Raw genomic sequence first — 14,423 nt, 5'->3', positions numbered from 1 at the left:
AACCAGTCATGCCAATAACCCTCTGGCTTATAAGAAGCGGAAACACCGTCAGGGAACGGAGAGTGCTAAAATTTGCGCAATGATTGCATGATTCGTTGCAGGGTTCAAGCGAGAATCGCCTTGATTGAACGTCCATTGATTAAAGCATAATTCATTGTTATTTAATTGAAAAACCAAAAATCGCGCGTTTTAAGATGGTATAAATACACGTTTTATATGCATATTTATTGAATGCGGATATCCCCCCGTCCCCCGCCCCTCCGGGCTTGCTGCCTGAAAATAGAGCAACCGATCGGCTTTGTGACAGAAAGCGATTGACGCCATCCGGCCAATACGGTTTAATGCGCCCCGTTGCCCGGATAGCTCAGTCGGTAGAGCAGGGGATTGAAAATCCCCGTGTCCTTGGTTCGATTCCGAGTCCGGGCACCATATTTAGAATAACCCGCCTATGGCGGGTTTTTCGCTTTCTGGGGTACGGACTCTCCATCGAACTGCGTTCGATTATTCGATCTTACGGCCTCACCCTGCGGGCCAGCGCTAAAGCGCTGTTCAACGCGGCGCCAGCGCCGGTTGTCCGAGTCCGGGCATCCTATTCATATCAACGGACCTCCACGGAGGTCCGTTTTTGCATTATCAGCCCGCATAAAATCACACATCTCGAATCGTTCCATTCAACACAAATCTACTCAACTCTCCCCCACATCAAGTCCCTTGCGAATGTAGTGGTCAAATCATCTTGGCCGCGGTGTTACAGTAAAAATGGCATCTGTTCTCCGACTCTTCCGGTGTCAGCCCACCGTTATCATGGTGAGGTCTGATTCTATTACAGTAGTTCAATATATAATCATTAATTTGCTGCGGGGACTCGCCCTTTTCTGCGTAATCATTCGTAGGCACCCATTCTGTTTTCAGACTGCGGAAGCTGCGTTTCATAGGGCTATTACCCCAGCAGTTTCCCCGTCTAGTGACGCTTTGTTTTATTCTGTCACGACATAAAAGTTGTTGATATCTCAGTCCTGTATGCTGACCTCACTGATCGCTATGGAACATGACATCATGTGGTTGCCCCGCGCCTCACATGCCATCCGCAGGGCGCTGTCTATCAGTGCTGTATTCCCATTTTACAACTATCTTTCCCTCTCTTCAGGAAGCTGAAGACCACTGTCGATGATTAACGCCACGCTGCCGGCTGCCGCGTGCAGATTCGGCGTGCACGCCGGTGCGAAAAACAGGCTGGGGATCAGATGGCCGACGGAGCCGGCAGAGTGAAAAACCATTCGGCATAATAAGAATCGCTTACACATTTAGGACAAAATTGTCTGTATATATAGGCAGCTATAATATAAGATGTTGGAAAGTTTCCCTGGTGTTGTTGTGTGTCTTTGCCCTATCTATATAGGGCTTTTTTATCTCCCCTTCCCGGCAGCTGCCGTTGCCCCACCCTTTATCCCGCCGATATCCCCAGCGTAGAAAAGTAACGGTTACTAATGAATATCGTCGTAGGATTGCCACCAGCTCGTAAACGTCGCAGAAAGGTCAGATCATAGTGGAAAGGAGCGATAAGACGCCGCAGCGGCGCGCATTAATAGCGGACGTAAGAAGTAATAGCCCCTTCGCGTAAGCAAACAATCATCCAGGGCTCACTAGCGGACAAGAAAAAAGGCAGGGAAATCCCTGCCTTGTAGAATAACGCAATGAACTATCAGGCAAATTCGGTTGACTGAGATGCCACGCCGTTGAGGCTGATGTCATTCGCGTAGTACAGCTTCATCGCTTCATTATGATCAACGCCATCCAGGAAGACGAAGGTATCGCCTTTATCCAGCTTGCCGTCGCCATTCTTATCGACGATCACATAGCTGCCGCCGTCCGCGCTGACGATGCCGACCTCTGACAACGGCTGCTTATCCAGCCCCAGGATCTGGTTGATGATGTTGGTCACGCCCACAATGGCGCCGGTAATGATGCCGCCCAGAATGCCGGCAATCCAGCTGGCCGCGCCGGACACGGAACCGTAATCCGCCACCTGGGTGCCGTTGTTGGCGTTGATGTCGCCCTTGCCGGACATCGTCATGCCGGACTGCGTATCCACCAGGGTATCTTCATACATGTTGAAGTCCTTGATAGTCACCGCCGCCTCGGTGGTGCTACTGAGCAGTTTGAAGGTGTCATGCCCCGCGCCGCCGGTCACGTTGGTGTTGCCCATCACGCTGATCACGTCGTCCTGACTGGAGCCAGTGACATGCACGTCATCCCGCTTCAGGCCAAACATCGCGGCGATCGTCTTGGTCAGCGAGCTGAACGGCAGCAGATCCAGGAAGTCCAGAATGAAGCCCTGGCCCGTTCCCGCCACTTCGGAGGTGATGGTCACCCCAGCTGAGTTGGAAGACGCATCGATGTTACGCAAGCTGCCGTTATCGGCGCTGACGTGCAGATCCAGATAGTGATCGCCGGAAATTTTCACCGTCTTCACCTGATTGCTGCTCGCCAGGTTCAGGATGTTGCTGAAATCGCCGGTGCCGCTGGAGTTAATGTTCACCGTCTCCAGCGCCGTGCCGAACAGCAAGCTGCTGCTGCTGTTCAGCGAGATGGAGCCGGCGTTGACATCGCTGTCGCTTTTAGCGGTGAAGTTAATGTCGAACTTGCTGGTCGCATTCTCCAGGAACGTAAAGCCCAGGCTGCTGGCGGCGGTGGCGTTGCCGGTCACTTCCAGCTGCGCCGCGTTGCCGCCTTTGGTGCTGGCGATGTTAATCACCCTGACGTTGTCCGCCATGCTCGACAGCACGAAGCCCTGCGTGCCTAGTGATGAAGAAGCGGAAACGTTGGTCAGCTTGCCAACGTTCTTGATCTCATCCGCCGTCGCCTTGCCGTTGATCACGCCGAAATCGAACTGGTGGCCGGTATCAACGCCCACATAACCGCCGTTCAGCGTCGCGCCGGTACCGCCGACATAGCCGCCCAGATCGATCTTCTCAAAGTTGCTGAACTGGCCGGCGTTGGTGGTGATGGTGGTTTTGTAAGACGTTCCCAGCCAGTTGGAGCTGGAGGTGGTGGTCAGCTGTTTGGTGATGAAGTTGGCGGAGATGGTGTCCACGCCGTCGCCGCCGTTGGCGCTAATGTCTTTGCTGACCACGTTTACGCCATTGGTGGCGTTGCCGGCCCATTTCAGCACGTCGTTGCCGGCGCCCAGGTTGAATTTCCCGGTGCCTTCGGCGATGTTGGCCACGGAGGTCACCAGCACGTGATCGTCGCCTGAGCCGGCGTTCAGGATCACATTGCCGTTGTTGACGATGATGTCCACACCCTTATTGACGCCGTTGTCCGACAGGTTGACCGTGGTGGCGTTGCCGCCGTTGATGGTCAGGTTAGCCAGATGATCGGCGAACTTCAGGTTGACGGTGGTGTCCGCGTTGGCGTCCAACACCGCATTCACCAGCACCGCGGTTTCCGCATTGCTCAGCACGTGGCCCTTGCCGGTGTTGACGGTGCCGGTGGCGTTGCCGTCCGTTGAAGAAGCGGACAGCAGAGCCGAGGTTTTATACGCCAGGCTGGTGCCGATATCGTGCTCAAACGCATGCTGCTGGCTCACGGTCGCGTTATCGGTCGCGGTCGAGTTGCGCAGATCGTTGATGATAGAGACGGTGATTTTCGTCTTGTCGGAACCGAACTGCGCGTACTTCTGCAGCTGGGATGCATTGGCCGGCACGCCGTGCACCGCAGTGTACACGTGCTGAATGAACTCGTCGCCGTTCAGCGAGGCGCCTTTTTTCTGGAACTCGGCGGAGGTGATCAGCTTCGCCGTCAGCGAGCTCATCGAGTTGCCTTCGCGTTCCAGGTAACTGCTCCAGTCGTCCAGGCCCTGCGCGTCAACGTTGCGCTGCGGGATCGCCAGGAAGATCGACGCCACGATTTCCAGCGTCGCCAGATCGGCGATCTCGCCCGGCGCATGCGGGGTGGTGTCGTTCAGGAACTGCTGCTGCGCCGCCGCGTCGTCAGAGGAGACGGTACCGCGCAGATCGTTGATCATATCGACCAGCACCTGGCCTTTATCGCCGCCGTTGTTCAGGTACGTCGTGTACTGTTCAAACTCTGCCGCAGTCGGCTCGCGGCCGTAGGCTTCGGCGAACAGTGTGTTGACGAACGCGTCGTTCGCCATCGACGACAGCGCCGGGCGATCGTTGATGAACTTGGACGCCGCCTGTTCAAACGTCAGGGCGCCACTATTGATTTGGCTGCCCAGCGAATTGACGGTGCCCATCACCGGGTCGATGCCGACCAGGTAGTACAGCGCCAGAATGTCGGAGACGCCATCAGCGCCGCCGGCGACGGTATAAGACGGATAAAGGATCTCATCCAGCTGCTGGTCGTAATGCTCCTGAGTCGCCAACATGTCGGCGTCGACGCCATTGTAGTTCAGCAGGTCGGTGATGACCGATGCGATCGCGCCTTCCAGGCCATTTTGCGCCAGCATGTCGTCCAGATAACCTTCCGGCGCCGGTTTACCGTAGGTATCGGCGTAAATGCTGCTCAAAATATCCAAATCACTTTGGCCTGCGTACTTCTCGGCGCCAGCGGGAGATTTCAGCAATGCGCCGACATAGTCTTCGGCCGACAGTTGATTTTTCTCAATGCTGCTGCCGACGGAGTCATAAGTCGCAGCATCGAGTTTTACGCCGAGCACCGCGTATGTAAGGGCAACGGCTTCTTTTTGAAAGTTTAAAGATGCCATAGGTGATTCTCCTTATATAACTGATGACATATGCCAATAGCCTCCAGTGGCTAAAGAGCAAATGAATAGAATCCAAAAATACATTTGGCATATGATCGAAACCAAAGCACTGCAAAGGTTTATTCTTGCCCCTTCGCATATCGCCCCGGCTGTGAAATGAAAGCACCATCGCCAATTCTCTGCCATGAGGAATTCGGCGCATATACAGCAAATAAAAATTTATGTTCGCTAGTGATATGAAAGCCTTTCACGAGGCTAAATATATATATAAATGCAACAACCGCAACCTCTTGAAAAACACCACCCACAAATAGACTTTAAAACCAAAAATCGCAAAATTATAATATATTGATTTGAAATATAACTATTTATAAGATTTAAAATCTATACATTGATTATTTTTCAGAACATAAATCCATTTACACAAAAAGACAAAACAATACATAAAACAAAGGAATAAAATATATTTTAAAATTCCTATAGCGATAAATTACTTATAAGCGCGAGAATAAAGAATAGGTCGAGAAACTTAAAAAATTCTCATTTTTAGAGCAATAATCGACCAGCTTAGCCTCACGTGTTAATTAAGATTCACCCTATAAAATAAACAATAAAATACAATGAGTTATAAAACCGTAGAATGTAAATTCTTTATTTTCAGGCAAAATCCCCCTATGAAGCGGGAAGATCGCCATTTTACTCACCAGCAAAGAACGCCGAACACCGTGTTTTTTCACGATGAAATACGGTGAAAGGCCGCACCGTTACGGCGGCGGTGATATGAAATTACGGCTGGAAGCCGCAGTGGAAAAGGCCGACGCGCCCTAACGGGCATAGCCGCCGGGCGCTTAAAGCAGAGGAGGATTGATCGTCCTGCGCGACGCCCAATTGGCCGCAATAAAAAAGGCGGGAAAATCCCCACCCAGAAACATCATGCACTCGGTGCCCGCCGCCGAAAGACCGTATGTCGTCAGCGCCGTTCTCCCGCCTGGCCGTAGCGGCTTTCACCTAAATAAGCTGCCCCAGCCGTTCGAATCCCAGCTTGCGCAGCCCATTCATTTTATGCTGGCTCACCGTTTTTTCACTGATCGCCAGCACGTTGGCAATCGTCGCCATCGTTGCCCCCTTCAACAGCAGCGATAATACAAGAAACTCTCTTGGCGACATCGAAGTCCCCCAATTACGAGCCAAAACCCGATCGATCTCCTTCACTATCTCCGCCATGCCGGCATTTTTCTCGATGCAATTAACATTGAGCAGCTGGCCACAACGAAGCGGCGTAAATATCAGCGCCTTAAATTCAGGATTCCGCGCGATAGAGAGTATTTCCAACACTCGCCCTATCGAAGAGAAAGAGAGTATAAACAAGCCAGCTTGAAAATATGCGGGCCTAATCTGTCCATAGCGCGGCAAATGCCGCCCCTGCACAAACAACTCATTGCCGTATTCACGGCTCAACATCACTTTCATACCCAACGAAAAAAAATAGTCATCGCTAAGAACCGTTACACGCATACAACTATTACCGCTCACCATCACATTAACAATGCATCATCGAAACAACCACTGAAGGCGCGCAGCGGCGCGTCTCCATTTCAGTCGTAAATAATGTTCAGCGTCGCCGAAGCATTAATTTCCCCTTGAGTGGCGCCGGAAATATCATAAGGATAATAATAAGCGCCCATACGAATAGAGAAATGGCTTGCCAATGCCTGGCCGACCGCCACATTAAATAAGGACGTTGCATTGCCGCGATCGTTCGGAGAGGTCGAAAGCATGACCGGCGAGCCCGGCTTATCAGCCTGCACCAGCCGAATACCCACCCCTTGCGCAGCGCCAGGATTCTTATCGGTCAGCACCGTGCCATCGGCAGGCAACAGGTTGTTGCTGGATAAAAACATGTCGACGCCGCGATCGGCGATACCCGCTTGATGCATGTTCTCGCAGCTCATGTTCAACGTAAACGGGGTATAGCCGGCCTGAGCATTTTTCCCCAATTGGGCGATGCCGGTTTTTGGCAGCATGACCTGCAGCCCGGCATTGTCAAAACTGCAGGTGGTCATTTTGGGCGCGTAGCGCAGAATGAGCGGTTGGGCATACATATCGCGCTCATCAATGGGCCAATCCTGAAACCCGCTCAGGATCCAAGTGAGCAGCTTGCCCGTCATTTTGATAATCCAGGTCAAAGGACCAATACCGGTCACGTCGGAAACCAGCAGTGCGCTATCAAACTGTTTGGTGTCGCCGGGCACGGCGGTGCCCTTCTTGTCGACCAACGAGAAACGCAACGTCATCGGCTGGTTCAACTCGCTGGCCGAATAAGTTCCGGCTCCTTTTAACTTTACGCCGTCTATCTCATTGACAATTTCGGCGCGCACCCACTGCTTGCCATTGTTAAACCCGATAATCACTGGGTTTTTAGAGCCGGTAGGCAACAGTGAGGTATAGGCGAACTCATAATTTTGGAAAAGGCCTCCCGAACACTTAAAGCTCCCGACATATTGGGTGGCGTATTCGCCTTGCCAGACCGGATTTTTTGCACTCAGCTTGTCCGACAAGTCGATAGATATCGGCGTACCGTATCCCATGCTGGTTTTTTCATAGCAAGCTGCATAGCCGTAATTGCAAAACAGCCCGGACAGCAGCAACAAAGCAACGCTTCTGAATTTCATCGTCCATATCCCGTGTTATTGGCATACGCCAGGTGCGGCATCCGGCGCCAGCGCAGGCCGCTCTATCCGGCAGCTGCCGTTGCGCAAGCGCACTGTCAACGCTTTCGGCTCGCGATCGGCGCGCAGGTACAGCATGCTGGCCTGGCCGACATAGCCGATGGATTCCCCAGCGTCATCCAGCACTTCCGCGCCGAACGGCAGTGGCTTGTCATCGTGTTTATAAGCGCGCAGCGTATAGGACTGACGCTGGTCGGTTTCAAACCGCAGGTAGTTAACCGCACCGGCGTAAGGCACGCTGTTGGCGATATTGCCGATGATCTCCGCGCCGCTGCTGTTGCCGGTGTCCGACAGCGTCACCGAGTTTTCCCGGTATGGAGTGGCGTACGGTACCAGCGCCAACCCCGCGCTGTTGGTGACGATGCTTTCATCGCCGTTGACCATCAGGCCGGCGGCCTTTGGCGCTTCCACCACCGTCATGGTGTTGCCGAACTCATTGGATGCCAGCACGTGCCAGGGAATCGCCACCAGGCTGCCGCGGCCGCTCAAACCCGCCTGCCGATAGCCGGAAGACTCACTGTATGATGCGCCCAAGGTAGAGAAACTCGTGCGATATGCCACGTTGGCGCTGCCCATATTGTTGCCGCCGCGCTGATTGCTGGCGGCAACGGCGTAACTTAAGCGATTCGACTCCAACGCATTGCCGCTCAGGCTGATATTGCTCTGTTGATAACGGGAGTTGGTCGCCGTCATTCCGCTGCTGAGGTACGCCGGGGTGTCGAATATCGCCAACGGCAAGCTGACCGAAAAATAGTAACGCGTCTCTTCCTGTCGCGAAGCATTCCGAACCCGGCTGGCGGAAACGTTGTAGCTCACCTTGCCGTAGGCATTGGAATAACCAAGCTGATATTCCCGGCTTTTGCCGTTTTGCGTCCAATAATCACGCTGTGTGCCGGAAAAATAGACCGTGCCCCAGCCGTCATCCAACCGCTGATTCAGGTTCAGGTTAAAGGTGTTGCGAGGCCGAGCGGAACGCAGCGCATCCCAGGTATTCATATCCAGATCGGCGCTCTCGCCGCCCTCTTCATTTTCCCGCAGCTCATTAAAGCGCGTCTCGAACTGGCGATATCCCTCATGCGCATAAATCGCGTCGCTGAAACTGTAATAACCCTTGGTCGAATAACGATACGCCGCGAGAGTAAAGTTGGTGGCGGTAGCATCGAGGAATTTGCTGTAGGCAATGCGGAAACTTTGCCCGCTTTCGCGGCGATCTTTCAGGGAAGTATTGGCATGGGTGACGTCCAGCGACACCGCGCCGATCGGCAGATTCCAGCCGCTGCCCAGCAGGTAAGAACGGTAATCATCGCTGATAATGCCCCCGGCGTAACCGGTGACCAGATTATTGAAACCGTATTGCAGCGTGCCCTGCACAAAGCCTGGCTGATAATCGGTATTGGACTGCTTCACTTCACCAACCAGCAGGCTGTATTTGTTCACGCCCTGTTTGAGCATGTTTGGCACGGCGGAAAAAGGCACGGTGAAAGACTGTTCTCTGCCATCAGCCTCTTTTACCACCACCAACAGATCGCCCGCGGAACCCGTGGGCTGAATATTGTCGAGGACGAACGCGCCCGGCGGCACGTTTTCTTGATAGACCACGTTGCCGCTCTGTATGACTTTCACCAAGGCGTTGGTTTGCGCGACGCCGTGCACCACCGGCGAAAAACCCTGCTGCGAGTTTGGCCGCATATTGATGTCGGAAGCCAATGACACGCCACGCATCCGCACTGAATCAAACAGCTCGCCCGGCGAATAAAAGTCACCGGCGGTAAAATTGGATTTGATGCCGGCAAACCCCTTCTGCACATAACGGGTATTGTTTTGCCACTTGCCGTCCTGGCCCGACGCTTTGCGATACGAACTGTTGTCCCTGAATTGCCAGCCTGCGAGGTTGACGCCGGACTCCAGCCCGGTATAAAAATCGTCGGTGGCCTCTTTGCCGCCCTGCTTTGATTTCACGCGGTAGTAGGTCGTGTTGTAACCCAGCATCAATGCTGATACGCCACGATCCCAAAATTTGGGATCGACATAACCGGCTTCCGAACGCAACACATGGGATTGCGGCACCGTCAGCCTTAAGCTCAGGCTGCCGACGTCCAGCTCGGTTCTCCCGCCTCGAACCAGGCTCGCGATCGGCAGCATGGCGCGCTCATTTTCAGGCGCGGGCAGATCCGCCATGTCGATTCCCAGCAACGCGGCATCTTGATAGCTGATGTTTATGTCATCTCTCGTTTCACCAAAATTCAGTGAATAACGCCCCTTCCAATTATTGTTGACATAAATATCAACTTCCTGCGTTCCCGCAGGCATATCGCTGTTGATATAAAAACGCGAAAGATCGGACTCGCGCGAAGAGCCGGCCAATAGCGAAGTATCAAACTCTATTGCCGACGCATTTTCCAACATCAAGAATGAAGAGGCTGTCAGTAGAGAGAGGGCTTTTTTATTCAGCTTCATTTTTGCAAATTCACATTAATGCGAGGTGACGGCTTGAAGTTTATAAGCCCCCAGGTCATCAATATACATCAGGGTATATGGGGTGTTTTTCATCACCGCCTCTTTAGTTGCAGCGAAGACATCAGAGAATGGCGCAACCATCACGGAATCCACCAGCAGGTGCTTTTTATCTTTATTGTCGATATTCGCCACCGTCAGGTAGTAAGGGCTTTTATTAATGATTTTGAAACCTTTGCCGTTGGCCTGAATGTCGACGTTTTTAAGCGCTTCACCGGCGCCGCCGTTCAGACCGCTGGGACGATAGAACAGCTTTATCCGCGACTTGATCGCCAGTTGCAGCGTATTGGTGCCTTTCAGGTTTTCCGGCGTCGGCGGAATATCCAGCACGTTGAGATAGAACACGGATTCGCGATCCGACGGCAGCGCAACCCCCACTTTCTTAATGCGCAATTGTTGGCCGCTATCCCCCGAAACCTTCACCACGGGTGGTGAAAGCAAAAAAGGCACGTTAGCGGTTTCAGGCGTTGAATTGAGATCGCCATCATCGATCCAAGACTGCACCAAAGACGGGTCCTTGCCGTTATTCAACAGCTGCACCACAACATCTTTATTGCTTTCCGGATATATGACTCGGGTCCCGTTAATCACCACGTTCGCATGAGAATACGTGGAGCTGAACAGCAAACCGGCCAGAAATAAATACTTTTTCATCATCGACCCTTAACGCCAGACCCAAATATCGGGCCTGGCGATTTTCCAATTACAGATAAGAAATGGTGTAGGTCACGTTAGAGCTCAGAGCACCTACTTTCGCTTCGTCTGCATTGGTCTTGTAGTAATAAGCATCCAGTGTCAGGGTTTCAGACTCTGGCGCAGTTTTATCACCGATAATGCTGGTGTTGTAAGGCACGTTCAGCTGAATGGGGGTAGAAGAACCCGGTTCAGCCAATGAGAAGCCTACGTTTTTAGCAACGGCGGCGTCATTTTCATTAACGGAGTTGTTCAGCAAATATTTGCCATCGTTAGAGATGTTATCTGCAGAAGAGAAGTAAATTTTCAGCGGGGTGCCTGCGGTGCCGCTAGCTGGCGTACAGCCGGAGAAAGTCAGAGAGAATGATTTCTTGTTTTTAGTGATCGGGCCTACAGTCGTGCCGGCGTCTTTCACAGAAATTGGGCTCAGCGCAACGGTGAAGTCAGCGCTTTTGCCGCCGTTGATAGTACAAGTGGTGTCAGTGATCGCACCGGAGAAAGAAATAACGCCACCGGCGGAATTGTCTTCAGCCATTGCCGCAGCAGACGTCATCGCAGCAGCCAGCACCGCCAAAGAGATAATTTTCTTGTTCATGTAAAACTCCATTACTTTATTCAATCAAATAAACATATATAACCCCATACATGCAATAATGCCCTCCGGCCGCAATCGCCTTAAACGGCGAGCGGTATCAGATGTATTCATCAATGAATATATGTATTTATATATATAAAATTTTACCGAGAATCATCATGCATCCCCGGCATATTTTTCACCCACAGGCAAAAAAGCACACGTCCTTGTTATAAAAACTCCTTTTCATGATCCGCACTTATCACATTCCGCACGCTGAGTCATAAAAAAATCATCGTTCAGAAAAATAGCGCATAAAAGCGACACTAAAAATAATTTCAAATCGCCCCGCCAAATCAAATATTACTTAAAAAACACCACCAAGAAGTGTCGCCTCAGTGGAGAGAAATTATACTCAGAGAGAACCCAAGCAAAACCTTATAATAATTTATAGAAAACAACAGACAGTAAAACCAAAAAATAAGCAATAATAATGAATAAATTCTTATAATTAAGCGGAAACAAACACAAAACAGGATAAAATCCTGTTTAAACTCAAATAAATAAGATATTTAAAAGAATTGATATAGAAATGTTGACTCCCTATATATAATGGTTAAAGCTATATTTAGGCTATCGTAACGGAATCATGACAGCACAAAAAATGAAGTATATCATAGAGTTAAGAATGGTTTTCTCGCCGGATGAGAAAAATCTTAAAGTCCAGGATAAAGACGAAAGCGTTTTGGAGCTTTCCAACCAGGCCACCCGTCTGTTGCTTGAGTTGATAAAGCACAATAAAGAAACAGCGTTACGCAACGAGCTGATTGCTCGGGTGTGGTTTGATTACGGTTTTACAGGTTCAAATAATAGTCTAAATGTCGCGATCAGTGAGTTACGCAAAGCCTTTGAGACATTCGGTCACGATCCGCAACTTATCACTACCATCCCTAAAGTCGGTTTTATTTTCAATGCTCGGGTCGAAGCAATTTTAAAAGAAGCTCCCGTTCTCGAGGAGAACATTCCTGAAACGTTACCGATTACAGAGATGCCTATTACCGATAACGAACCAGGCAAAGATGCGCCGTCCCCTATTCTCGCCGTCAGCGCCATTATTGCCTGCTTAGCGTTTATCGTGTCATTTCTCTATGTACTCACGCAGAACAAAGAGCCGGTTATTTATACGGAAACGCCTGCTTTATTGTACAATTACAAAAAGTGCAATGTTTATTATTTAGGCGTGAACCCGCCTCACGTGAAAAATACGATAATCGACCAGGCAAAAGCCGAACTTCGTAACGAACCGCTGGATTGTGAGACGACGCGTTATGATATTCTTTACAGCAAAGACAACGTAAGTACTTTTGTATCGCCCGTTTCGTTTATCGGTATTTGCCAGGTAGCCGATGATAGCAATTATAATAACTGTAAATCTATAAGAAGCGTGCAAGGAACAATAAAATGAAAAGGCTCGCGCTCATCTGTTCAACCGCTTTATTTTCATTAGCTACTGCAGCGACGGTACTCTGGTTCATCAGCAGCCGCTCGGATATAAAACTTCAATGCATGGGCGAACTGTTGTCGAGAAAGAACATTAACAACGAAGAATCCGTGACGATTCGCACCAACCTGCTGATTAACCTCTATAACAACCGGCATGGAATGATATTGCAAAAAGGCGGGCTAACGCTCGGGGACAAAGTTTATCGCATCGACAGAGAGATCAAGTTTCAGATGTGGGACTTAGACAATAAAGGCATCTACATTATCGATGATGTGAATATCAAGCCTTCTGCCTTGGATAACGTGCCGAAATCGATAGAAGAAAAATACGTTCTGCAAATCGACGGTAAAAGCAAGCAATATATTGAAATTGGAAAACTCAAGAATCAATATATCATCACCATGATTTCTTCGCCATTTCTCATATGCAAACGTTACTGACGGCAATATTGGGCACGCGGAGGAATAATCCGCAATATAGTGTGCCAATCGAAAGACATTGAACAGTTGAATCGCAGGGGTATTTTCCCGCAGCGGCGGCAGGCCGTTCATGATGCCGAAAAAAAACCCCGCGCTTGCGGGGTCAATGGCTTCTCTCACATCGTGCTTTCTTGTTATAAATGAAAGTTTATATACGCATTTGTAAATCTATATTTTAACCCTTCCAGGCTTTTATTTTATTATCCTTAAAGCTCTGGAAAGGCGCCCCATCACATCGCCGCGGAGGGTGCCGGCCGGTTTAATGGCGCCGCCGGCCTAAAGTACGTCGCCCTTTGAAGTGTCGATACAAGGCGAAAAAAGCCGTCACCAGCAGACCGCAAGCTGCGATTAATAAAATCTTTTCCATTGTTTCCTCACGTTACATTTCTACTGCATACCACTTTAACGGTATAAATGGGGGTAAAATTTGTCTTTATGCAAAAATTGGCGGTGATTTAAGTTAATCAAACCGAAAAACGATTAGGCGTGCCCTTCAGAAAATCTAATCGCACGAATGACCTTATGTAGGTTAAACAACCCTTTAACGCCTAACTTGTTCATAATATTGCTTTTATGGGTATGTGCTGTTTTATAAGATATCCCCATTATCTCAGATATCTCATTCATGCTTTTTCCATGGCACAGAAAGTAAATGATCGCCGACTCGCTGCGTGTAAAGTTCATATTATTGACATCTCCATAAAACGCCCATTCTTTCGGATAGTAGAAAGAGCGCCGTGAAAATATCGTTTTGATCTTCTCCCTGATTTTATCCATCTCGTCTCGTTTGGAGAGTATGGCGACCGCGCCCACTTTCCTTGCGAACTCCAGGATGTAAGAATTCGTTATTGATGTAAATATAACCAAATCAATATGTTGCCAAAGCAAGGCATTCTTGGTAATGAAAGATAATCCCGCAATAGGGTCGTTATCGCTGTCAACCAAATCCATAAACACCATATTGATGCCTTTCCTATCCACCACCTCCTGCAACGTCTCTATTCGTTGCGTATCGAAGATGGCCGTGACTTCAGGTATCCCCAGAAACATATCCACCAGCACGTTGGATACATAAGGAAAAGGTTCCAGTACGGCGATGCTTTCTACAGTTTTGTTCTTTAAAACAAGACTCCGATAGCTCCTATTCATATACCGCTCCCTCCGTGGGTGTTCCACGCAACGCTTCTACGTCTTACTTGAC

Annotated in this window: 9 protein-coding genes, 1 tRNA gene and 1 pseudogene; 3 read left to right on the top strand and 8 right to left on the bottom strand. The window is 50.1% G+C overall.

Annotation, left to right across the window (positions count from 1 at the left end; all coding sequences use genetic code 11):
- The first annotated feature begins 353 nt into the window (after nucleotides 1-353).
- A tRNA-Phe gene (locus ACMGF7_RS11365) sits at nucleotides 354-429 on the top strand.
- A gap of 297 nt (nucleotides 430-726) precedes the next feature.
- Here the strand turns inward: ACMGF7_RS11365 and ACMGF7_RS11360 are convergent.
- The 7 genes and pseudogenes from ACMGF7_RS11360 to ACMGF7_RS11330 form a co-directional block, all read right to left on the bottom strand.
- A pseudogene (locus ACMGF7_RS11360) lies at nucleotides 727-1,121 on the bottom strand (integrase core domain-containing protein); the annotation flags it as partial.
- 581 nt (nucleotides 1,122-1,702) lie between these two features.
- A complete protein-coding gene (locus ACMGF7_RS11355; RefSeq protein WP_164095644.1) occupies nucleotides 1,703-4,729 on the bottom strand; it encodes a DUF4214 domain-containing protein in 3,027 nt (1,008 codons plus the stop codon).
- 1,008 nt (nucleotides 4,730-5,737) lie between these two features.
- On the bottom strand, nucleotides 5,738-6,244 hold the full coding sequence (locus tag ACMGF7_RS11350) for a response regulator transcription factor (protein ID WP_164095645.1): 507 nt from the start codon (nucleotides 6,242-6,244) through the stop codon (nucleotides 5,738-5,740).
- A gap of 80 nt (nucleotides 6,245-6,324) precedes the next feature.
- Nucleotides 6,325-7,401 (bottom strand): fimbrial protein, encoded by a 1,077-nt coding sequence (locus ACMGF7_RS11345; RefSeq protein ID WP_049241550.1) that lies wholly within the window; start codon nucleotides 7,399-7,401, stop codon nucleotides 6,325-6,327.
- Between the two features lie 15 nt (nucleotides 7,402-7,416).
- Nucleotides 7,417-9,915, bottom strand: coding sequence for a fimbria/pilus outer membrane usher protein (locus tag ACMGF7_RS11340; RefSeq protein ID WP_164095646.1), 2,499 nt, complete (start codon nucleotides 9,913-9,915; stop codon nucleotides 7,417-7,419).
- A gap of 15 nt (nucleotides 9,916-9,930) precedes the next feature.
- Nucleotides 9,931-10,626, bottom strand: a complete 696-nt coding sequence (locus tag ACMGF7_RS11335; RefSeq protein WP_049241570.1) for a molecular chaperone — start codon at nucleotides 10,624-10,626, stop codon at nucleotides 9,931-9,933.
- Between the two features lie 49 nt (nucleotides 10,627-10,675).
- A complete protein-coding gene (locus ACMGF7_RS11330; RefSeq protein ID WP_049241569.1) occupies nucleotides 10,676-11,260 on the bottom strand; it encodes a fimbrial protein in 585 nt (194 codons plus the stop codon).
- A gap of 628 nt (nucleotides 11,261-11,888) precedes the next feature.
- Here ACMGF7_RS11330 and ACMGF7_RS11325 point away from each other — a divergent pair.
- Nucleotides 11,889-12,704, top strand: coding sequence for a winged helix-turn-helix domain-containing protein (locus tag ACMGF7_RS11325; protein ID WP_420286436.1), 816 nt, complete (start codon nucleotides 11,889-11,891; stop codon nucleotides 12,702-12,704).
- Complete coding sequence (locus ACMGF7_RS11320) at nucleotides 12,701-13,183, top strand: hypothetical protein (protein ID WP_049241545.1); 483 nt, start codon at nucleotides 12,701-12,703, stop codon at nucleotides 13,181-13,183. Before ACMGF7_RS11325 ends, ACMGF7_RS11320 begins: the two co-directional genes overlap by 4 nt.
- A gap of 519 nt (nucleotides 13,184-13,702) precedes the next feature.
- On the opposite strand, the gene ACMGF7_RS11315 is transcribed toward ACMGF7_RS11320, so the two are convergent.
- On the bottom strand, nucleotides 13,703-14,371 hold the full coding sequence (locus ACMGF7_RS11315; RefSeq protein ID WP_049241544.1) for a LuxR C-terminal-related transcriptional regulator: 669 nt from the start codon (nucleotides 14,369-14,371) through the stop codon (nucleotides 13,703-13,705).
- Between the last annotated feature and the right edge of the window lie 52 nt (nucleotides 14,372-14,423).

Origin of the sequence: Serratia sp. BNK-17, from assembly GCF_048684935.1 — a bacterium.
GTDB lineage: Bacteria > Pseudomonadota > Gammaproteobacteria > Enterobacterales > Enterobacteriaceae > Serratia > Serratia nematodiphila.
This window is presented reverse-complemented; position numbering and strand designations above follow the sequence as displayed.